We start from the raw sequence: 20,414 nt of genomic DNA on the forward strand, positions 1-20,414 counted from the left end.
AGCGAACCGGATCGTATGTGTTGCGGGCCGGAAAGCCGGCACTCTGGCTGCAACCCTAAAACAGGGTTCCCCACATCGTGCGACCGCTGTTGTGTTTGCTGTTCTGTGTGCTCGCCACGGCCTGTGCTCCGGGCAGCCGCCTGGCGGAGCTTCCATCGCCCGACCCCGGCGCGTATCGGCTGGGGTCGGGCGACGTGGTGCGGCTGATCACCGTGGGCGACGACAGCCTGACCGGCGAATTTCGGGTCAGCGACAGTGGCGCGATCGCGTTGCCCATGCTGGGCAGCACCCATGCCGCCGGATTGACGCCCGACGCGCTGGCGATCGAAGTCAGGGATGCCCTGGTCAAAGCCAACCTCTACACCGCACCTTCGGTGTCGGTCGAGATCACCACCTACCGGCCGATCTTCGTCCTGGGTGAGGTCAGCAAGCCTGGCCAATACCCGTATCAGCCCGGCATGACCATGGTGACCGCCGCCGCGGTCGCTGGCGGCTTCACCTATCGCGCGATCCAGGATTATGCTTCCATCGTGCGGTCCAACGACGGCGTTGCCGTCGAAGGCAAGGCCACGCGGCAGAGTTTCATTCAACCCGGTGACGTGATCACGGTTTACGAGCGCAGGTTTTGAGGCTGTTTCGCGTCGCCGCCCTGCTGTCATCGCTGGCGGTGACGGCAGCGGCGCAGCCGGGTTCCTCCACCGCGCCGACCCCGATGTCAGCCGTTTCTTCTTCGCCCACATCGCCGGCGCCGGGGCCGTTGCACATCATCGGCGGTCCCGGCACCGGCGGCTGCATCGCCGGTGCGGTCAGCCTTCCGCCGCAAGGCGACGGGTTTCAGACCATCCATCCGGATCGCAGCGCGTTCTGGGGTGCGCCGCAGACCATTGCCAACCTGCGGTTGTTTGCGCGGGAGACCGAAGCGGCGGGGCTGCCCACGCTGCTGATCGAGGATATCTCTCGCGCCCGCGGCGGCCCGCTGCCGGGCGGCCATGTCAGCCATCAGATCGGGCTGGACGCCGATGTCGGTCTCGACATGCGGCCGCGGCCGCCATTGCCGGCGTCCGACCGCGAATCCGTCGTGCTGCGCAGCATGGTCCGCCCGGACGGGCGCGACATCGATCCGGCCGCCTGGTCGCCCGCGGTCATTTCGCTGCTGCACATTGCCGCCGGTTTGCCCGATGTGGACCGCATCCTGGTCAACCCGGCGATCAAGCAGCAGATCTGCCGCCAGGTGAGCGGCGACCGCGGCTGGCTGCATCTGATCCGGCCTTGGTACGGTCACGCGGCGCATATGCATATCCGCTTCCGCTGCCCGGCGGGCCAGACCGATTGCGTGCAGGCGCCGCCGCCGCCATCGGGGGATGGCTGCGATGCGACGTTGCAGTGGTGGTTCGATCAGTTGAATGCGCCGGCTGAGCCGCCCAAGCCCTATCGGCCACCGCCGGTGCTGGCCGCCTGCCGGGCAATCCTCGCCGGCTGAGACCGGCTCCGCTCGGGCCCGATCGAGCGCTATCCCGGCTTCAACCGGAACGCGCTCAGCGGCTCCTGGCCGTACGGCCGCGGACCGCGCAACGTGGCGGCGGCGCGATCGAGGTCTTTCACCAGCGCTTCCAGAATCGGCATGTCGTCGGGTTTCGGGCGCAGCCCGGTCGCCTTCACCCGCGCCTCGAATTTCGCATCGCTCATCGCGGCCTCTCCTCAGGCCGCCAGGGCATTGGACATCGCCGGCCGCTGGCTGCGCCATGGGGTCGCTTGCTCGTAAGCATGACCGGCGCGGAACACGGTGGCCTCGGCGAACGGCTTGCCGACGATCTGCATGCTGACCGGCAGGCCGCCTTCGCCATAGCCGGTGCAGACGCTCAGCGCCGGCAGACCGGTCAGGTTGAACGGCATGGTAAAGTTCGGACGCTCGAACATCGCCCATTTCGGCACTTCGGTGATTTTCGGTGCCTCCGACGGCGCCGACGCGGTGATCAGGATATCGACGCCGGCCATCGCCTCGCGCATCTGCAGGCACAGCACGCGCCGCCGGCGCAGCGACTGGACGTAGTCCGAGGCGCCCATCAGCGCACCGAACGCCAGGCGATCCCGCATCAGCTCGCCATAGTCGTTGAACCGCTCCTTCAGCCACGGTTCGTGTATCGCGTAGGCCTCCGCCGTCAGGATCACCCAACCGGGGGCGTTGTAGTCCATCATCGGCGCAACGGTGACATCGCGGATTTCGGCGCCCTGGTCGCGGAACAGGCCGATGGCGTCCTCGATGCCGCGTTTCGTCGCCGGACTGACCGGGTTGTCGACTTCGTGGAAATGGCGGATCACGCCGATGCGCAGACCCTTCACGCCGGTATCCAGTTCGGCACTGAAGTCGGCCACCGGACGGTCGGCACTGGCCGGGTCGAGCGGATCGTGCCCGGCCATCGCCTGCAGCAGCAGCGCGCAATCCTGCACCGTCCAGGCCAGCGGCCCGGTATGGTCCAGCGTCTGCGACAACGGCAGCACGCCGCGCCGGCTGCACAGCCCATAGGTCGGCTTGATGCCCGCCAGACCGCACAGCGCCGCCGGTCCGCGGATCGATCCGCCCGTGTCGGACCCGGTGCCGCCCAGAACCAATCCCGCGGCGACCGCGGCCCCGGTGCCGGAGGACGATCCTGAAGTAAAATGGTCCGGATTCCAAGGATTGCGCGCCGGCGGCCAGGGCAGGTCGAAAGACGGCCCGCCGATGGCGAACTCATGGGTGGCGAGCTTGCCCATCATGACAGTACCGGCCTCGGCCCATTTGCGCACCACCACCGAATCCTCGGTCGGCACGTTGTGCTCCAGCAGTCTGGAATGACCGGTGGTCCGGATGCCGGCGGTATTGTAGATGTCCTTGTGGCCGATCGGGATGCCGTCCAGCTTCCCCTTCAACGCCCCCGACATCATGCGGTTTTCCGCCGCCTTGGCATCGGCCATCGCGCGGTCCTCGGTGACCAGCAGGAAGCTGTGCAGCGTCGCATCGAGTTTGCTGATCCGTTCGAGGCAGGCACGGGTCAGTTCGACCGGCGAAAGCTGTTTCGCCGCGATCAGCCGGGCGGCGTCGGCGATTGACGGGAACGGCGCCATCATTTCACCTCCGGCGTGAAAACGACCGAGGGTTCGGCTTCGCGCGGCATCGGCGGGGTGGCGCGGGCGACCATCGCCTGGAACATCGGATAGGCCGCGAACAGCACGGATTTTTGGGCCTCGCTCAGCCGCAATCCGCTGCGGTCGACCATTGTGCCGAATTCCTGTTTTTCCATTGCTGCTTTCCCCAAATCTCCGCCTCTCCGGCGGTTGTGTCACGCCCGGTTTCGCTCGGCCAGCCCGGCAGACTTTTTACACTTCGACAGCTTGTTTTGCCCGCACGCAGCGGGCCATCGCCCCGGCGTCCGTCGTCACCATCGGGATCTCGCCCTGCCGGCACGCATCGATAGCGTAACGGCAACGCGGCGCGAAAGGACACCCCGGCGGCAGGTCCGCCAGATTCGGCGGACTGCCGGAAATCGTCTCCAGCGCCCGTCCGCGCATGCCGCCATGCACGGTCGAGGACAACAGACCCTGCGTATACGGGTGCATCGGGCTGCGCATCACCTGGCGGGCGGTTCCGGTCTCAACGAAACGGCCGGCATACATCACCGCGATCCGGTCGGAGATCTCGGCCGCCGCGCCGACATCATGGGTGACGAAGACGATCGCCATGCCAAGCTGCTGCTGCAACTGTCGCAGCAGCAGCAGGATCTGGATCTGCACCGTGACATCCAGCGCCGTGGTCGGCTCATCCGCCAGCAGCACGCTGGGCTTGCAGGCCAGCGCCAGCGCGATCATCGCCCGCTGCCGCGTGCCGCCCGACATCTCATGCGGAAAATTCTTCAGCCGCCGTTCGGGTGAGGGGATCCTGACCTGTTCCAGCAGGCCCAGTGCGCGTTTCGTCGCGGTACGGTTATCGCAGCCCTCGTGCTGCACGATGGTTTCGGCTATCTGTTCACCTATCGTATAGACAGGATCGAGTGCCGCCATCGGTTCCTGGAAGATCATCGACACCGCGCCGCCGCGCAGCTTGGCCAGCGCGGCGGCGGGGAGTCCAAGGATCTCCTGTCCGTTCAGCCAGACCTTGCCCGATACGCCAGCGTAAACGGGCAGCAGTCCCATCAGCGCCTTCAGGCTGACGCTCTTGCCGGATCCGGATTCACCCAGGATGGTCAGCGTCTCGCCGGCCTGCAGCGAAAAATCGACGCCATTGACTGCCGCCACATCGGTGTTGCGCCGGCTGAAGCGAACCGTCAGGTCCTCGACCCGCAGCGCCGCTGGGCGGATGCTCCCGTCAGCCATGGTGCACCGTCGCGGCTTGGGCCTCGGCAATATGGCAGGCGACCAGATGCGTCGGATCGGCCGCGCCATTGAACGGGGCGACCAGTGCCGGCGCGGTCTCGGCGCACTTTGGTTGAGCGAACTGGCAACGAGTGCGGAACCGACAGCCCGAGGGCGGGTTGATCGGGTTCGGCGGATCGCCGGTCAGCGGCATTTCCGTGGTGCGGCGGTCGGGGTCCAGTGTCGGCTTCGAAGCGAACAGGGCGCGCGTATAAGGGTGGCGCGGATGGCGGTAGATCTCGTCCACCGGACCCGCCTCCACCACCCGGCCGAGATACATCACCATCACCCGGTCGCTCATATACTCGACGACATTCAGGTCGTGGCTGATGAACACATAGGTCAGGTTGAGGCTTTGCTTCAGGTCGGCAAGCAGGTTCAGCACCTGTGCCTCGACCGATTTGTCCAACGCGGCGACCGCCTCATCGAGGATCACCAGCCGCGGTTCCAGCGCCAGCGCGCGGGCGATGTTGACCCGCTGGCGCTGGCCGCCGGACAGTTCGTGCGGGTAGCGACGGGCGTATTGACGCGGGTTCAGCCCGACGCGCGACAACAGGCTTTCGGCCCGTTCGTACGCCTGCTTGCGGGGCAGGCCGTGCATGCGCGGTGCATAGGCGATGCTCTCGGCCATCGTCATGCGCGGGTTCAACGAGGTGTAGCTGTCCTGAAACACCATCTGCATCTGCCGGCGCATGTCGCTGACCGCGATGCCGCGCTTGGCGCCGACCTGATCGCCGTCGAATACGACGGACCCGGCGTCGGGCTGCATCAGCCGCATCAGCAGCCGCGCGGTGGTGGATTTGCCACAGCCGGATTCACCGACGATGCCCAAGGTCTCGCCCTTGCGGACCGAGAACGAGATGTCATCGACCGCCTGCACGGTGGCGACCTGGCGGTTCAGCAGACCGCCGCGCACCGGGAAATGCTTAGTCAGATGCTCGACCATCAGCAGCGGCTGCGCCGGTCCGCCGCGGTCCCGCGCATCGACGGTGCGTGGCTGTTGTAGTGGGCTTGGGGTCATTGATTCAGCCTCACATCCATCGCGCTACGGACGCCGTCGCTCATCATGTTGAAACACATCGAGGTGATGAAGATCATCAGCCCGGGCAGCGCGGCGACGTAGGGCTGCACATAGATCGCCTGGCGCAGCGAATTCAGCATCAGCCCCCATTCCGCCCGCGGCGGGGTGACGCCCAGGCCGAGGAACGACAGTCCGGCCGACAGGATGATCGAGATGCTGATCAGGCTGGTGGCATAGACCATGATCGGGCCCAGCACGTTGGCCAGCACGTGGTGGCGGATGATCTGCAGCGTGGTGCTGCCGGAAGCGCGTGCGGCCTCGACAAAATCGAGGTTCCGCGCCTGGGTCGTTACGGTCTCGGAGACCCGCACCATGGGTGGAATGAATACCACCGCCAAGGCAATGATCGAGTTCAGCAGGCCGTTTCCAAGCAGGCCGCAGATCGCGATCGCCAGCAGGATGGAGGGGAACGCGTAGAACACGTCCATCGTGCGCATGATCAGGGTGCCGAGCAGCCCGCCGGCATAGCCGGCGAGGATGCCGAGGAAGCCGCCGACCAGCAGCGAGATCGTCACCGGCAGGATCGCCGCCAGCAGCGACAGGCGACCGCCGTAACACAGCCGGGTCCACAGGTCGCGCCCGGTCTCATCGGTGCCAAGCCAATGGCCCGGCGTCCCGATTGGTTTCAAACGAGCCAACACACTGCCGGCGTAGGGGTCATAATGGGTGACCAGCGGCGCGCCGAGGGTGATGAACAGGACGCCCAACAGCACCAGGGTGACGGCCATGGTGACCTTGTCGCGCAGCAACCTCTGACCGACCGATTTCCAGTATCCGGAGGCCGGGGCGACGAGCGCGTCGGTTTTCGATACCAGCCGGGATTCCAGCATGACGTCTGACATGGCGGGACCCTTGTTCAACGCCGGATACGCGGGTCGATCGCCGCCTGCGCGATATCGACCAGCAGGTTGAGCAGCACGAAGAATGTCGCCAGCACCAGGATCGTTGCCTGCAGCACCGGGATGTCGCGGCGGAAGATCGCCAGGTTCAGCAGATTGCCCGACCCCGGCCAATTGAACACCGTCTCCACCAGGATGGACCCGCCCAACAGGTAGCCGAATTGCAGTCCCATCAGCGCCAGTACCGGCGGTGCGGCGTTCTTGGCGATGTGGCGGATCACCGGCCAGCGGGTGAGTCCCTTGGCGGACAACGCGCCGACAAAATCCTGCCCCAGGATATCCAGCACGGTGGCCCGAACCAGCCGCCCGATCACCCCCATCGGTATGAGCGACAGGGTGATCACCGGCAGCAGAAGGTATTGCAATCGGTCATACAGCGGCAGCGAATCATCGCCCATGCCCTGGGCCGGCAGCCAGTCGTGCAGCACCGCGCAGAACAGCACCAGGACGATGGCGCACCAATAGTGCGGCAGCGAAACACCGATGGTGGCGATGGCGGAAAACAGCTTATCCGGCCAGCGGCCATAGTACATCGCCGAGAGCATGCCGAACAGGATACCGAGCGAGAAACCCAATGCGGCGGCCGGGATGGCGAGAATCAAGGTATTTTTAAGTGCAACGACAAGCTGTCCCCAAACCGGCGTGGCGTTGAACACCGATAGCCCAAAATCGCCGTGCAGGGCGCGCAGCAGCCAGAGCAGGTATTGCATGTAGAGCGGCTTATCGAAGCCGAACGCGGCCTTCATCTGGGCGATCACCTCGGGCGAGGCCTCGGGCGGCATCAACATGTCGATCGGGTTGCCAGGCACGATGTGCACCAGTCCGAACACGACCAGCGAGACACCCAGCAGGATCGGGATGGCCTGCAACAGGCGGCGGATGGCGAACAAGAGCATGCGGTCGCTTTCTCCGGATGCACGGATCGGTTGAGGAATAGGTAGCCGGCGAACAGGTCGGGGCGCGGCCCCATGCTGCGATGCAGCAATCCCACTGGTAGCACACGCGGCGGCGCTGTCCAGGGGCGGGCTGAGTGATTTATATGCGGTTGCGTGAATTCAGTCACGCGCATAGCGTCCGACGACCGTTGAAGTTCAATCGTTAGGCAGAGAGGAAGCAGACCATGCACGACAGCACTATCTATCCGTCAGTCGTCCAGCGGGTTGAACAGCGGAGAGGCGATCTGCGGGTGTTCGACCGCCTGGATTCTAAGCGCACTGCCCATGTCGTGGTCGATCTGCAGAACGGCTTCATGGCGCCCGGCGCGGTGGCCGAAATCGCCGAGGCCCGCGCCATCGTGCCGACCGTGAACCGGATCGGCGCGGCGGCGCGCGCCGCCGGCGGCCTGGTGGTCTACATCCAGAACACTTTCGACGCCGAGGCGATCCGCACCTGGTCGACCTATTTCGACCATTTCTGCTCCGCGTCCCGCCGTCAGGGGATGATCGAGGCGTTCACCCCCGGTGCCGAGGGTCATGCGCTGTGGCCGGGCCTCGACGTCCGAAACCAGGACCTGAAGGTGCGCAAACGCCGGTTCGGCGCGTTCGTCGCTGGGTCGTCGGATCTGCATGACATTCTGCAGCAGCGCGGTGTCGATACACTCATCATTACCGGAACCGCGTCCCAGGTCTGCTGTGAATCGACCGCTCGGGATGCGATGATGCTGAACTACAAGGTGTTCTTCGTGGCCGACGGCAACGCCACATTCACCGATCAGGAACACAGCGCCACTCTGTCGGCAATGGCCTACACGTTCTGCGACGTCATCGCGTCGGACGCGTTGCTGAAGCTGATCGGGCAAGGCCAGGCCGCCGCCAACATCCCCGAACAGGCCGTGGCATAGGCCTTGCAATCCTGCGGGGGGATGGATTGCCATCGGCAGGCAATGGGGCAGGGCATGACAGTTTCGCGACGCGGTCTGCTGGTGTCCGCGGCGGGCGCCGCGGCATGGCCAGCTATCCAAGGGCATGCCGCCAGCCCTCAGGTTCTGCGTATCGGCATGACCGCGGCCGACCTGCCGACCACGCACGGCATTCCGAACAACGGTGGCGAGGGTTATCGCTTCCTCGGCTACCCGGCGTACGATTCGATTGTGAATTGGGACTTCACCCATACCGACAAGCTGGCCGACATCGCGCCCGGCCTATTCACCGCCTGGCGCATCGATGAGGCCAACCCGCTGCGCTGGATCTGCGACGTTCGCCAGGGGGTTAAGTTTCACGACGGCAGCGATTTCACCGCCGATGCGGTGATCTTCAATTTCGGCCGCATCTTCGACGAGAAGGCGCCGCAGTACGACGCCCCGGCGGCTCCGATCGTTCGTGCAACGGTCTCGATGATCGACAAATACGAAAAGGCCGATGACAAGACGATCGTCATCACCACGAAATATCCGTTCAGCTTCCTGCCCTACCTGTTGACTCGCATCCTGATCGTCAGCCCCGCGCAGTGGCAGGCCACTGGCCGCAACTGGTCGGCATTCGCCAAGAACCCGTCGGGCACCGGACCATTCAAGATCACCAAGGTCGTGCTGGGACAATACGCCGAGATGTCGCGCAACGAGTCCTACTGGGACAAGGCGCGCATCCCCAAACTGGACAAGATGATCGTCTATCCGATGCCCGAAGCCACCACCCGGGTGGCCGCGCTGCGCTCGGGTCAGGTCGACTGGATCGAGGTCCCGCCACCGGATTCGATCCCCTCGCTCAAGGCCGCCGGCCTGCAGATCAGCCTGTGGCCCTATCCGCACACCTATCCCTACGTGCTGAATTGCACCGACGGCTCACCGTTCAAGGACCCGCGGGTGCGTCAGGCCATCAACTACGCCGTCGATCGTGCCGGGCTGTGCGATCTGCTGAACGGCACCGCCAAGCCAGCGGATGGCCTGTATCCGGCGGACAACCCGGTGTTTGGAACGCCGCAGAATCGTTATAACCACGATCCGGAGAAGGCCAAGGCGCTGCTGAAGGACGCCGGCTACGGACCCGACAAGCCGCTGAAGGCAAAGATCATGATCTCGACCTCGGGGTCCGGCCAGATGGTGCCGATCCCGATGAACGAATTCATGCAGCAGAACTTCAAGGCCGTCGGCATGGACATCGATTTCGATGTGGTCGAGTGGGGCACCATGCTCGTGGCGGTGCGCGCCGACCCGAAATCACCGCCCTCGCACAACGACGACGGCATCAACATCAGCCTGAGCTACACCGATCCGTCGTCGATGTTTCGTTACTACGCCAAGGACAGCTATTCACCGGTCAACTACAACTGGGGACACTGGGACAATCAAGCCGCCACCGACCTGCTGGAAAAGGCCCAGTCCAGCTTCGACAAGACCGAGCAGGACAAGCTGCTGGCCGAGGCCCACGCGATGGTGGTGGACGGTGCGCCATGGCTGTTCATCGTGCATGACCTCAATCCGCGGGCGATGTCGAAGAAGGTGACCGGGTTCAAGCCGGCGCAGAGCTGGTACCAGGATTTCACCCAGATCAGCATGGCATGAGAGGCCTCAATCGAATGCTTAGACGCGATCTGCTTGCAGGCGTTGCCGCCGCCGCGGTTCCGACGCTGCCGGCCGCGGCGGCCTCCGCCGGCGGCACGCTGCGCATAGCCATGACGGCGGCGGACCTGCCCAGCGCGCACGGAATTCCGAATAATGGTTTCGAAGGCTACCGCTTCCTGGGCTATCCGCCCTATGACGGGCTGGTGAACTGGGACCTGCGGCACCATCCGGACAAGCCGGCCGATATCACGCCCGGCCTGTTCACCGCCTGGAAGATCGACGAGACCAACCCGCTGCGCTGGATCTTCACCGTGCGGCAAGGCGTGAAGTTCCACGACGGAACCGATTTCAACGCCGACGCGGTGATCTGGAACCTGCAACGGATCTACGACGAAAAATCGCCGCATTACGACGCAACCGCGGCGCCAATCGTCAAGGCATCGGTGTCGATGGTGGTCGGCTACGAAAAGCCGGACGGCAACACGATTGTCATGACAACGAAGTATCCGTTCAGTTTCCTGCCCTATCTGCTGACCCGCATATTGATGGTCAGCCCGACCCAATTCGACAAGGTAGGCAAGACCTGGGCAGCATTCGGCAAGCAACCGGCAGGCACCGGCCCGTTCAAGATCACACGTATCGTTCCCGGCCAATATATCGAGATGGTGCGCAACGAGGCGTACTGGGACCCCACCCGGATTCCCAAGCTGGAAAGGCTGGTGGTCAGTCCCATGGCGGAAGCCACCACGCGCATCGCCGCTCTCAGGTCGGGCCAGGTCGACTGGATCGAGGTGCCGGCACCGGACTCCATCCCGTCACTGAAAGCAGCCGGTTTCGTCGTCACACTCTGGCCTTATCCGCACACCTATCCATACTGCCTGAATACCGAGGGCGATTCACCGTTCAAGGATCTGCGGGTGCGCCGGGCGATGAATTACGCGATCGATCGGCAAGGTCTGTGCAGCCTGTTGAACGGCATCGCCAAGCCGGCGGTCGGGCTGTATCCGCCGGGTAATCAATACTTCGGCGATCCGACGCAGCACTATGATCACGATCCGGCCAAGGCGAAGGCGTTGCTGACCGAAGCCGGCTACGGGCCCAACAAGCCGCTTAAGGCCAAGATCATGATCTCCACATCCGGGTCGGGCCAGATGCTGCCGATCCCGATGAACGAATTCCTGCAGCAGAACTTCGCCGCCGTCGGCATGCAGATCGATTTCGACGTGGTCGAATGGGGCACCATGCTGGTGGCCATCCGCAGTGATCCGAATGCCCCGCAGTCGCACGGCGATCAGGGCATCAACATAAGCCTCAGTTCGGTCGATCCGTCGTCGATGTTCCGCTATTACGCCAAGGACAGTTTCTCGCCCACCAACTACAATTGGGGCCATTTCGACGACCCGACGGTTACCACAGACCTGAAACAGGCGCAGGCAAGTTTCGATCCCGCCGAACAGACCAGGCTACTGGCCGCGGCGCACGGCAAGATGGTGGACCAGGCGCCCTGGCTATTCATCGTGCATGATCTGAATCCGCGCGCGATGTCGAAGAAGGTCCGCGGCTTCGTGCCGGTGCAGAGCTGGTTCGTCGACTTTACCCAGATCTCGATGGCTTAGCCGACCGGCCACCTCGCCCGACGCTGAAACGGCGCCCCGACGCTTTGAAGCGCGCTCCCGTGCGGCCATACTGCCGCGACCCGAACCCGGGAGGACCAAGATGCTCCAGGATTGCCGCGGCCTGCCGCTGACCACGGTTTCACACCAGGCGGTTGACGCTTTCGATCGTGCGATCGACGGCTATTTGGGCTACCGCGCCGATATGGCCGAACGGATGGAAGCGGTATTTGCCGCCGACCCCGACTTCGCCCTGGCGCACTGCCTGATGGGCTATCTGCTGCTGATGGGCTTCCGGTCCGATGCGTTGGGTGCGGCGCGCGCCGCCTTGGCCGCCGCCCGCCGAGGCGACGCCACGACGCGTGAAAAAGCCCATGCCCAGGCGCTGGCACACTGGATCGACGGCGACCCGGACCAGGCTGTGGCGGTATGGGATGACATCCTGCGCCAACATCCGCACGACATCCTCGCGTTTCGGCTGGCGCATTTCGTCAATTTCTGGTCCGGCCGGCCGCAGGCGATGCTGGCGTCCGTAATCGCGGTCGAGCGGCACTGGAGCGACACGCTGCCCGGCTACGTCGCCATCCTGGGGTGCCGCTGCTTCGCGCACGAGGAGGCCGGTTACTACCTCCAGGCAGAGAATGCCGGGCGCGAAGCGGTGCGCCGCGATCCGACCGACCTGTGGGCCGCGCACGGCGTAGCGCACGTGCTGGAAATGACTGGACGCCGGCTGGAAGGCATCGCCTGGGTCGAGGGTCTGCAGTCAGGCTGGTCCGCTGCCAACAACCTGAAGCACCATCTGTGGTGGCACCAGGCGATGTATCACCTCGAACTCGGCGACTTCGCCAAGGTGTTGGAACGCTATGACGCCGGTTTTCGCGATCTGGCCTCGCCGCTGACCGGGATCGCTCCGGACCTCTATATCGACGTGCAGAACGCCGCCTCGATGCTGTTCCGTCTGGCGCGCCACGTCGTCGGCGTCGGCGATCGCTGGGCCGAACTGGCCGACAAGGCGGAAACCCGGATCGGCGACTGCCAGTCGGCGTTCACCTTGCCGCACTGGATGATGGCGCTGGCCGCGACCGGCCGCGACCAGGCCGCCGCTTCCATGCTATCCGGCATGCGCGACTTCGCCGCGGGCACCCAGCCGATCGCCAGGCTGGTGGCCGAGGTCGCCCTGCCGGTCACCGAGGCGGTGCTGGCCAACGGCCAAGGCCGCCACGCCGACGCGGTGGCCGCGATGCGCCCGGTGATCGGCGAGATGCACCGGATGGGCGGCAGTCACGCCCAGCAGGATGTGCTGGAGCAGCTTTATCTCGATTCCGCGCTGAAGGCCGGGGCCGATGGCGATGCGCGCATGTTGCTGCAGCGCGTGGCCGGGCGAAATCCCGTTCCGCCGGAGCGTCGGCGCGGTTATGCGATGGCCGCGGGACTACTGTGCTGATCCTTCAAGCTCGTCGATGAAGCCCGAGATCACGTCCAGCCCCTTGTTCCAGAACGCCGGATCGGATGCGTCCAGCCCGAACGGCGCCAGCAGTTCCCGGTGACGCTTGGTGCCGCCGGCCCGCAGCATGTCGAGATACTTTGCCTGGAAGCCCGGATGCCCAGACTGGAACACCGCATACAGTGCATTCACCAGGCAATCCCCGAACGCATAGGCATAGACATAGAACGGCGAGTGGATGAAGTGCGGCACATACGACCAGAACACGCTGTATTCGGGGGTGAACTCGAACGTCGGGCCCAGGCTTTCGGCCTGTACCTGCATCCATAGTTCACCGATCCGCTCCGGCAGCAGTTCTCCCGACCGGCGCTCGTCGTGCAGCAGGGTCTCGAACTGATAGAAGGCCACCTGGCGGACCACGGTGTTCAGCATGTCCTCGGTCTTCGCCGCCAGCATGATGCGGCGCTGACCCGGCGTGGCGGTGTCCAGAAGCGAGCGGAAGGTCAGCATCTCACCGAACACACTCGCGGTTTCCGCCAGGGTCAGCGGCGTGTGCGACATCAACGCGCCCCGCGGAGCGGCCAGCACCTGATGCACCCCGTGGCCCAGCTCGTGCGCCAGCGTCATCACGTCGCGCGCCTTGCCGTGGTAGTTCAGCAGCAGATAGGGATGCACGCTGGGCACCGTCGGATGGGCAAACGCACCGCCCGACTTGCCGGGGGTCAGCCGCGCATCGATCCACGGCTTGTCGAAGAAGTCCTGTCCGACCTTGGCCAATTCCGGGCTGAACGCGCGGTACGCCCCGAGCACCTGTTTGGTCGCATCCGGCCATTCGATCAGCCGGTCGTCATCGTTCGGCAACGGCGCGTTGCGATCCCAGTGCTGCAGCTTTGGCAGCCCAAGCCATTTCGCCTTCATCCGGTAATAGCGATGCGACAGCCGCGGATAAGATTGCCGCACCGCGGTCGCCAGTGCGTCGACGACTTCGTCCTCCACCATGTTGGCCCGGTTGCGCAAGCTGGCGGGGCGAGGATAATGCCGCCAATTGTCTTCGATCTCCTTGTCCTTGGCCAGCGTGTTGGTGATCAGCGAGAACAGCCGGATATTGTCCCCGAAGGCCGCGCCAATGGCCTTGCCGGCACCCTCACGCACCGACCGGTCGCGGTCGGACAGCCGGTTCAGCGTGTCGCTGACGGTTAGCGTCTCACCGTTCAGCTCGATGCGCATGGCGGCGACGGTTTCCTCGAACAGCCGCACCCAGGCGGCGTTGGCGGTCAGGTCCCGCTCGTGGTTCAATTTTTCCAGCTCGTCGCTGAGTTGATGCGGGCGGAATACCCGCAGATCGCGCAGCCACGGCCGGTAGCGCGCCAGCGCCGGATCAGCCAGCTTGGCTTCCAGCAGCGCGTCGTCGACCCGGTTCAGTTCCAGCGAGAAAAAGATCAGGTCGCTGCTGATCGCGGTCACCCGCTCGTTCACCGTCTGGTAGAAGCGCCCGATCACCGGATCGGTCGAATCGCCGGCGAACAGCAGTTGAGCATAGGACGCGACGCGGCCCAGTATTTCCTGGATACGCTCATATGCCGCGATCACCGCGGCCAACGCGGCGCCCGACAGGCTCGCCAGCGTCCCGCCATGCGCCTGGGCGAAGCTTTTCGCCATCTGCTCCGCCAGCGTCAGATCCGCCGCCACGGCGGGATCGTCGGCTGAGGCGTAAAGGTCGGACAGGTCCCAGGCTGGGAGGGTGGCGGCCGGCAGAGCCTGGGTTGCGGCGGCGGTTGCGTCATTCATCGCGGATTTCATGTCCCAAAGCATGATCGCGCCGGGCGGAACGTCAAGGCGCGTGAATCATGCGACAAAACAAAGACCCAGACCATTTTCGGTCTGGCCTGCTGCACGCTGGCGTCATGTAGGCTACACGAAGCGAACGTCAAAGGGCGCGATTGGCCCGAGCCTGACCGAACCGGGCAGCGGAGGATGCGTGCAAGCCAACCCGACATGGCCGAACTTGGCCTCGATGATGTTCGCGCTGGCCCGGCAATGGCCGTCGCGGCCGATGCTGCGCGGCTGGCGCGACGGCGGCTGGCACACCATCCGCTGGGGTGAGTTCGGCCGCATGGCCGCCTCCTGCGCTCGGCATCTGCGCCAGGCCGGGGTCGCGGCCGGCGACCGCGTCTTGCTGTGCATGGAGAACCGGCCCGAATTCCCGCTGACCGAGACCGCGCTGATGGCGATCCAGGCGGTGCCGGTGCCGGCCTACACGACCAATACGGTGGATGACCACGCCCATCTCCTGCGCGACTCCGGCGCGCGCACCGCGGTGGTATCCTCCGCCGCCCTGGCCGATCGTCTGCTGGCGGCCGCCGCCAAGGGCAACGGTCTGCAACTGCTCATTGTCACCGACGGCGTCCCAAGCGTCGATGCCGGCGCCGCCCGGGTGCTATCGTGGGCAGACCTGATCGAGGACCAGCGCCCGCCCGACGACGTCGCCGCCGAAGTCGCCGCTATCCCGCCAACCGCGCTGGCCTGCCTGATCTACACCTCGGGAACCGGCGGGTCGCCGCGCGGCGTTATGCTGCCGCACCGGGCCATCCTGTCGAACTGCGCCGGCGCCGCCGAACTGGTGCGCCCGCTCGGGCTGCGCGACGAGGTGTATCTGTCCTACCTGCCGGTGTCGCACGCCTATGAACACACCGTCGGGCAGTTCTTCATGCTCAGCCTGGGCACCGAGATCGTCTACGCCCGCGGCGTCGAGCACCTGGCGGCCGACATGCTGGCGGTGCGCCCGACCATCCTGACCGCCGTGCCCCGCGTACTGGAGGTCATCCGCATGCGTGTGCTGACCCAGCTCGCGCGCGAGACGCCGTTGCGCCAGCGCCTGTTCCAGACCGCGGCCGCGATCGGCCTGAAGCGGGTGGACGGGGAGCGGCTGACGCTGTCCGAACGGCTGCTCGATCCGTTGCTGGACCGCCTGGTGCGCGCCAAGGTCAGGGCGCGATTCGGCGGCCGCCTGGTCGCCGCGATGTCGGGCGGGGCGCGGCTGGACCCGGAGGTCGGCCGCTTCTTCCAGTCGCTCGGCATGACCATCATGCAGGGCTATGGCCAGACCGAGGCAGGGCCGGTGATCAGTGCCAATCCGCCGGATGCGATCCGTATCGATACCGTCGGCAAGCCACTTTCCGGGGTCGACGTGCGGATTGCTGGGGACGGCGAGATCCTGGTGCGCGGCGGACTGGTGATGGACGGCTACTGGAACCGCCCGCGCGACACCGAGGCGACGATCCGCGACGGCTGGCTGCATACCGGCGATATCGGTGAACTCGATCGGGGCTACCTGCGTATCACCGACCGAAAGAAGGACATGATCGTGCTGTCCGGCGGCGAGAACGTCTCGCCGGCCAAGATCGAGGGCATGCTGATGGCCGAAACCGAGATCGCCCAGGCGGTCGTCACCGGCGAGGGGCGCAGCGGCGTCAGCGCGCTGGTGGTGCCCGCCGATGGCCACGACGACGTCGGGGTGGCGCTGGCGATCAGCCGGACCAACTACCGTTTGTCGGTCACTGAGCGCGTCCGCAAGCATGCCGTGGTGTCCCCATTCACTATCGACAACGGGCTGCTGACACCGTTGCAGAAAATCCGCCGCGTCTTGGTGATGCGGGCCAATGCCCATATCCTGGGCCGGCTGCACTAAACAGACAGGATGGTTTGGGGGAACGGGTGGTTGGATTGATCAGCCATTGCGATGGCGCGGTTGCTCTGCTAGACGGCGCGGCTCGCGTTTTTGTCCGATCGTGGATTTCTGTCAGGCCTCGCGCGATGCGCGGGGCGCATGCCGTTAGAGAAGGGGCGTCGTCCCATGGCTGTACCCAAACGAAAGACTTCGCCGTCGCGCGCCGGGATGCGCCGCAGCCACCAGGCGCTGCCGCACGAGGCGCACGCCGAATGCCCCAACTGCGGCGAAACCAAACGTCCCCATCACGTCTGCAGCCATTGTGGTTATTACAACGGGCGGGAAGTGGTCGCGGCCGGCAAGCCGCTGCGGGGCGCTGTCCGGATCTGAGACCGGGTCGCGCGGCGCCCATGGTGCGCCCGTGACCACCGGTCCCTTTACCCTGGCGGTGGACGCGATGGGGGGCGACAATGCCCCCGATATGGTCGTCCAGGGCCTGGAGATCGCGGCGGAACGCCATCCCTCGGCCCGCTTCTTGCTGGTCGGCAACGAACCGGCGTTGACCGCGCTACTGGCCCGCAACCGGCGCGCCCAGGCGGCCTGCACCGTGCGACATGCGCCCGACGTGATCGGCAACGAGATGAAGCCGACCGCGGCGCTACGCAGCCGGCGGTCGTCGATGCGGGTCGCGGTCGATGCGGTGGCAAGCATGGAGGCATCCGGCCTGGTGTCGGCCGGCAACACCGGCGCGCTTCTGGCTTTGGCCAAGATCGTCATCAAGTCGCTGCCAGGGATCGACCGTCCGGCGATGGCCGGCATCGGGCCGTCCGCGCGGGGCGATGTCGTGATGCTGGACCTCGGTGCCAATGTGCAGTGCGACGTGCGCAACCTGGTGCAGTTCGCGGTGATGGGCGATGTGTTCGCCCGCACCGTGCTGGGCCTGACCGCGCCGACCGTCGGGCTGTTGAACGTCGGGTCGGAAGAGCTGAAAGGCAACGATACGGTTCGCGAGGCGGCCGAAATCCTGCGCGCCAGTCATCTGGGCCCGCAATTCTGGGGCTTTGTCGAGGGCCACGATATCGCCGCCGGCACCACCGATGTCATCGTCACCGATGGCTTTACCGGCAATGTCGCGCTGAAGACCGGCGAGGGTGCGCTGAAGCTGATCGTCGAGTTCCTGAAGCAGATCTTCAGCGGCAGCCTGGCGGGCAAGCTGGCCTACCTGCTGGTCCGCCCGGGTCTGGATCGACTGCGCGAGTGGCTGGATCCGCGCCGTTACAACGGGGCTGTGATGGTCGGGCTGAACGGCGTGGTGGTCAAATCGCACGGCGGAACCGACGCGCAAGGCTTCGCTCACGCCGTCGATGTCGCCCTGGACATGGTGACGCACCGCTTCAACGATCGCATCCGCGAGGACTTGGCGCGGATCGCGCTGGACAAGCCAGACTCGGCTGGGACCACCGAGGCCGAGCGCAACGTCCCGGAAGCGGGTGATTCCTCAGCCGTGGGTACGTCGAGCAGAGAGCCAAGGCACAACCAGCCTTGCAGTGTTGAAGAGCGTCGCCTTGGCCAGCGCTGCAACGAGCAGCCGGCCAATCAGCAGGCTGACATCGGTCACGCCGTGAAAGCGGACTTCCTGGAGCAGCGGCAAGCAGGAGAACCGCCGTCCGGGCCGCCCTCGTCCGGGCCGCCCTCGTCCGGGCCGCCTTCCAAACCGCTTTCGGGGAAGCTGCCCGCGGGTAATTCCCGATTGGATAGCGACGAAGACCCCCAGTTCGCCACCGCCTGATCAGGATCCGCGATGCCGCTTCGTTCCATCCTCGCCGGCTGTGGCGGCTATCTCCCCCAGCGGGTCGTCAGCAACGACGAGCTGTCGCGAACCGTCGATACATCGGACGAATGGATCCGTGAGCGCACCGGGATCAAGCAGCGCCACTTCGCCGCCAGCCACGAGACGGCGGCATTCATGGGCGCAAAAGCTGCCCGGGCGGCGCTTGCCGATGCCGGCGCGACCGCCGCCGACGTCGACGCCATCATTTTGGCAACCAGCACCCCGGACCAGGCCTTTCCGGCGACCGCGCTGCGAGTGCAGGCGGAACTCGGAATCAACCGGGGTTTCGGTTTCGACCTCTCGGCCGCCTGTGCCGGTTTCATCTACGCCCTGTCCGTCGCCGACGGGCTGATCCGAGCCGGGCAGGTGCGCGGGGTCCTGGTGATCGGTAGCGAGGTTTACTCGCGCATCCTGAACTGGCAGGACCGAGGAACCTGCGTGCTGTTCGGCGATGGGGCAGGGGCGGTGTTCCTGCGCGCCAGCGATCCGCGAGACGACGACCGGCGCGGCGTGCTATCCACCCACATTCATGCCCAAGGCAGCCTGGGCGGCATTCTCTACGTCGATGGTGCCGTCGGCCAACCCGACCGGCCCGGCCACCTGGTGATGAATGGACGGGAGGTCTTCCGTCACGCGGTGACGCGATTGGCCGAGGCGGTGGATGAAGCGCTTGCCGCCAACGGCTTGGCCTATGCCGACATCGACTGGCTGGTGCCGCACCAGGCGAATAGCCGCATTATCAATGCCATGGGCAAGAAGCTGGGATTGCCGTCGGAGCGGGTTGTGATGACGGTGGACAGACATGCCAATACATCGGCAGCCTCCGTCCCGCTTGCCTTGGCCGAGGCACGCGCCGACGGACGCATCCGCGGCGGCGACCTAGTGTTGCTGGAGGCACTGGGCGGCGGACTCACCTGGGGATCGGCGTTGGTCCGGCTCTGAGCGCGAACTTAGGACAGGCTGCAAACCCCTGATCCATTAAGATTTTTACAGCGAAATCTTGACGTGTCGGGATGATCTGCATACCGTCGGCCTATGCTGACCATTACCCGCGCCCACATCGCCGAAATGATCTACACGCAGATCGGGCTGTCGCGGAACGAGTCGGCCGATCTGCTGGAAGACGTGCTGGAGCGCGTGGCCACTCGCCTGGAACAAGGTGAATCTGTTAAAATCAGTGGCTTCGGAACCTTTTCTATCAGACAAAAGGGGCGCCGCATCGGCCGCAACCCGAAGACCGGGGAGGAAGTGCCCATTCTGCCGCGCCGCGTGCTGGTGTTCCGGCCCAGCCACGTCCTGAAGGCGCATGTCAACGGTACGACGCCTGGTGCGGACGACGATGAATGATCCGGTTCGCATAACGCCTGATGCCGGGGGCGGTCCGTGGACTCGCCGGTGAGCGGTGACTTGGGCCATGACGACATCGTGCATGGCGTGCGGTCTCGGCTGAAGAAGGCCCCAAATGCTTTTCGGACAATCAGTGAGGTAGCGGACGATCTTCACATCCCGCAGCATGTCCTGCGGTTCTGGGAGACAAAATTTCCGCAAGTCAGGCCGTTGAAGCGCGGCGGCGGCCGACGCTACTACCGCCCGGACGACATCGTGCTGCTGCGGCGGATCGCGGATCTGCTCTACACCCAGGGCTATACGATCAAGGGCGTGCAACGGCTGCTGCGCGAAGGCGGCGGTCAGTTGTCCGACGACATCCCGCCGCCGACGGCGGACGAACGCGCCGCAGCCGAGGCGGAGAAGGCGGCACTCGCCCCGGCCGAACCGCCGCTGATCCCGGGGCTGGGACTGGTGTCGCCGCCGCCGGGGCTGGCGCAAGTGGCTCGCGGCGTTGCGCGGTCACGGCCGGACGGCGAACCCGAACGGCTGCGAGCGTTGCTGCTGGAGGCGTTGGGCGAACTCGAAACTCTGCGGGCTCGGCTGGGATAGGGTGCCCCGGGGCTTGGGCCTAATGGAACAAGCCTATAAATCAATCGCCACAATCG

The 20,414-nt window shown here is 65.4% G+C and carries 18 protein-coding genes and 2 pseudogenes; 12 read left to right on the forward strand and 8 right to left on the reverse strand.

What is annotated here, in order from left to right; genetic code table 11:
* Positions 1-77 precede the first annotated feature (77 nt).
* Both ACQY4T_RS14225 and ACQY4T_RS14230 read left to right on the forward strand, forming a co-directional pair.
* Positions 78-629 (forward strand): polysaccharide biosynthesis/export family protein, encoded by a 552-nt coding sequence (locus ACQY4T_RS14225; protein WP_428531482.1) that lies wholly within the window; start codon positions 78-80, stop codon positions 627-629.
* Positions 626-1,480 (forward strand): penicillin-insensitive murein endopeptidase, encoded by an 855-nt coding sequence (locus ACQY4T_RS14230; RefSeq protein WP_428531485.1) that lies wholly within the window; start codon positions 626-628, stop codon positions 1,478-1,480. Before ACQY4T_RS14225 ends, ACQY4T_RS14230 begins: the two co-directional genes overlap by 4 nt.
* A 29-nt stretch (positions 1,481-1,509) precedes the next feature.
* Here ACQY4T_RS14230 and ACQY4T_RS14235 read toward each other — a convergent pair whose 3' ends face one another.
* The 7 genes from ACQY4T_RS14235 to ACQY4T_RS14265 form a co-directional block, all read right to left on the reverse strand.
* Positions 1,510-1,686 carry a hypothetical protein gene (locus ACQY4T_RS14235; RefSeq protein WP_428531488.1) on the reverse strand — a complete coding sequence of 59 codons (177 nt, stop codon included), beginning with the start codon at positions 1,684-1,686 and terminating at the stop codon, positions 1,510-1,512.
* Between the two features lie 12 nt (positions 1,687-1,698).
* Complete coding sequence (locus ACQY4T_RS14240) at positions 1,699-3,105, reverse strand: amidase (protein WP_428531491.1); 1,407 nt, start codon at positions 3,103-3,105, stop codon at positions 1,699-1,701.
* The gene (locus tag ACQY4T_RS14245) at positions 3,102-3,254 is read right to left on the reverse strand and encodes a hypothetical protein (protein WP_428531494.1); all 153 of its coding nucleotides are present in this window, start codon (positions 3,252-3,254) and stop codon (positions 3,102-3,104) included. Before ACQY4T_RS14245 ends, ACQY4T_RS14240 begins: the two co-directional genes overlap by 4 nt.
* Positions 3,255-3,354: 100 nt before the next feature.
* Complete coding sequence (locus ACQY4T_RS14250) at positions 3,355-4,347, reverse strand: ABC transporter ATP-binding protein (protein ID WP_428531497.1); 993 nt, start codon at positions 4,345-4,347, stop codon at positions 3,355-3,357.
* Positions 4,340-5,407, reverse strand: a complete 1,068-nt coding sequence (locus ACQY4T_RS14255) for an ABC transporter ATP-binding protein (RefSeq protein WP_428531500.1) — start codon at positions 5,405-5,407, stop codon at positions 4,340-4,342. Before ACQY4T_RS14255 ends, ACQY4T_RS14250 begins: the two co-directional genes overlap by 8 nt.
* A complete protein-coding gene (locus ACQY4T_RS14260) occupies positions 5,404-6,309 on the reverse strand; it encodes an ABC transporter permease (protein WP_428531503.1) in 906 nt (301 codons plus the stop codon). The genes ACQY4T_RS14255 and ACQY4T_RS14260 overlap by 4 nt, the downstream gene beginning before the upstream one ends.
* 14 nt (positions 6,310-6,323) lie before the next feature.
* Positions 6,324-7,262, reverse strand: coding sequence for an ABC transporter permease (locus tag ACQY4T_RS14265; RefSeq protein ID WP_428531506.1), 939 nt, complete (start codon positions 7,260-7,262; stop codon positions 6,324-6,326).
* Positions 7,263-7,486: 224 nt separating this feature from the next.
* Here ACQY4T_RS14265 and ACQY4T_RS14270 point away from each other — a divergent pair, with 224 nt between their 5' ends.
* The 4 genes from ACQY4T_RS14270 (at position 7,487) to ACQY4T_RS14285 (ending at position 12,922) form a co-directional block, all read left to right on the forward strand.
* The gene (locus ACQY4T_RS14270; RefSeq protein ID WP_428531509.1) at positions 7,487-8,206 is read left to right on the forward strand and encodes a cysteine hydrolase family protein; all 720 of its coding nucleotides are present in this window, start codon (positions 7,487-7,489) and stop codon (positions 8,204-8,206) included.
* Positions 8,207-8,260: 54 nt separating this feature from the next.
* Entirely contained in the window at positions 8,261-9,865 is a 1,605-nt protein-coding gene (locus tag ACQY4T_RS14275; RefSeq protein ID WP_428531512.1) for an ABC transporter substrate-binding protein, read from the forward strand.
* Between the two features lie 14 nt (positions 9,866-9,879).
* Positions 9,880-11,481 carry an ABC transporter substrate-binding protein gene (locus ACQY4T_RS14280; protein ID WP_428531515.1) on the forward strand — a complete coding sequence of 534 codons (1,602 nt, stop codon included), beginning with the start codon at positions 9,880-9,882 and terminating at the stop codon, positions 11,479-11,481.
* Between the two features lie 100 nt (positions 11,482-11,581).
* The gene (locus ACQY4T_RS14285; protein WP_428531518.1) at positions 11,582-12,922 is read left to right on the forward strand and encodes a tetratricopeptide repeat protein; all 1,341 of its coding nucleotides are present in this window, start codon (positions 11,582-11,584) and stop codon (positions 12,920-12,922) included.
* Here ACQY4T_RS14285 and ACQY4T_RS14290 read toward each other — a convergent pair.
* Complete coding sequence (locus ACQY4T_RS14290; RefSeq protein WP_428531521.1) at positions 12,911-14,710, reverse strand: M3 family oligoendopeptidase; 1,800 nt, start codon at positions 14,708-14,710, stop codon at positions 12,911-12,913. The genes ACQY4T_RS14285 and ACQY4T_RS14290 overlap by 12 nt on opposite strands.
* 190 nt (positions 14,711-14,900) lie before the next feature.
* On the opposite strand from ACQY4T_RS14290, the gene ACQY4T_RS14295 reads away from it, so the two are divergent.
* The 6 genes and pseudogenes from ACQY4T_RS14295 to ACQY4T_RS14320 form a co-directional block, all read left to right on the forward strand.
* Entirely contained in the window at positions 14,901-16,610 is a 1,710-nt protein-coding gene (locus ACQY4T_RS14295) for an AMP-dependent synthetase/ligase (RefSeq protein WP_428531524.1), read from the forward strand.
* A 165-nt stretch (positions 16,611-16,775) separates the two neighbouring features.
* Positions 16,776-16,979, forward strand: coding sequence for a 50S ribosomal protein L32 (gene rpmF / locus ACQY4T_RS14300; RefSeq protein ID WP_428531527.1), 204 nt, complete (start codon positions 16,776-16,778; stop codon positions 16,977-16,979).
* Positions 16,980-17,046: 67 nt separating this feature from the next.
* Positions 17,047-18,072 (forward strand): annotated as a pseudogene (gene plsX / locus ACQY4T_RS14305) (phosphate acyltransferase PlsX); the annotation flags it as partial.
* 318 nt (positions 18,073-18,390) lie between these two features.
* Complete coding sequence (locus tag ACQY4T_RS14310) at positions 18,391-19,362, forward strand: beta-ketoacyl-ACP synthase III (RefSeq protein ID WP_428531530.1); 972 nt, start codon at positions 18,391-18,393, stop codon at positions 19,360-19,362.
* Positions 19,363-19,455: 93 nt separating this feature from the next.
* Positions 19,456-19,767 carry an integration host factor subunit alpha gene (locus ACQY4T_RS14315; protein ID WP_428531533.1) on the forward strand — a complete coding sequence of 104 codons (312 nt, stop codon included), beginning with the start codon at positions 19,456-19,458 and terminating at the stop codon, positions 19,765-19,767.
* 102 nt (positions 19,768-19,869) lie between these two features.
* Positions 19,870-20,107, forward strand: a pseudogene (locus ACQY4T_RS14320) (MerR family transcriptional regulator); the annotation flags it as partial.
* Positions 20,108-20,414 lie beyond the last annotated feature (307 nt).

It is taken from the genome of Rhodopila sp., from assembly GCF_965277825.1.
Taxonomy (GTDB): Bacteria; Pseudomonadota; Alphaproteobacteria; order Acetobacterales; family Acetobacteraceae; genus Rhodopila.

What these genes read in the sequence shown, in the direction of transcription:
- ACQY4T_RS14235 (WP_428531488.1), bottom strand. Translation starts at nt 1,686, where the DNA reads ATGAGCGATGCGAAATTCGAGGCGCGGGTGAAGGCGACCGGGCTGCGC.
- ACQY4T_RS14240 (WP_428531491.1), bottom strand. Translation starts at nt 3,105, where the DNA reads ATGATGGCGCCGTTCCCGTCAATCGCCGACGCCGCCCGGCTGATCGCG.
- ACQY4T_RS14245 (WP_428531494.1), bottom strand. Translation starts at nt 3,254, where the DNA reads ATGGTCGACCGCAGCGGATTGCGGCTGAGCGAGGCCCAAAAATCCGTG.
- ACQY4T_RS14250 (WP_428531497.1), bottom strand. Translation starts at nt 4,347, where the DNA reads ATGGCTGACGGGAGCATCCGCCCAGCGGCGCTGCGGGTCGAGGACCTG.
- ACQY4T_RS14255 (WP_428531500.1), bottom strand. Translation starts at nt 5,407, where the DNA reads ATGACCCCAAGCCCACTACAACAGCCACGCACCGTCGATGCGCGGGAC.
- ACQY4T_RS14260 (WP_428531503.1), bottom strand. Translation starts at nt 6,309, where the DNA reads ATGTCAGACGTCATGCTGGAATCCCGGCTGGTATCGAAAACCGACGCG.
- ACQY4T_RS14265 (WP_428531506.1), bottom strand. Translation starts at nt 7,262, where the DNA reads ATGCTCTTGTTCGCCATCCGCCGCCTGTTGCAGGCCATCCCGATCCTG.
- ACQY4T_RS14270 (WP_428531509.1), top strand. Translation starts at nt 7,487, where the DNA reads ATGCACGACAGCACTATCTATCCGTCAGTCGTCCAGCGGGTTGAACAG.
- ACQY4T_RS14275 (WP_428531512.1), top strand. Translation starts at nt 8,261, where the DNA reads ATGACAGTTTCGCGACGCGGTCTGCTGGTGTCCGCGGCGGGCGCCGCG.
- ACQY4T_RS14280 (WP_428531515.1), top strand. Translation starts at nt 9,880, where the DNA reads ATGCTTAGACGCGATCTGCTTGCAGGCGTTGCCGCCGCCGCGGTTCCG.
- ACQY4T_RS14285 (WP_428531518.1), top strand. Translation starts at nt 11,582, where the DNA reads ATGCTCCAGGATTGCCGCGGCCTGCCGCTGACCACGGTTTCACACCAG.
- ACQY4T_RS14290 (WP_428531521.1), bottom strand. Translation starts at nt 14,710, where the DNA reads ATGAATGACGCAACCGCCGCCGCAACCCAGGCTCTGCCGGCCGCCACC.
- rpmF (WP_428531527.1), top strand. Translation starts at nt 16,776, where the DNA reads ATGGCTGTACCCAAACGAAAGACTTCGCCGTCGCGCGCCGGGATGCGC.
- ACQY4T_RS14310 (WP_428531530.1), top strand. Translation starts at nt 18,391, where the DNA reads ATGCCGCTTCGTTCCATCCTCGCCGGCTGTGGCGGCTATCTCCCCCAG.
- ACQY4T_RS14315 (WP_428531533.1), top strand. Translation starts at nt 19,456, where the DNA reads ATGCTGACCATTACCCGCGCCCACATCGCCGAAATGATCTACACGCAG.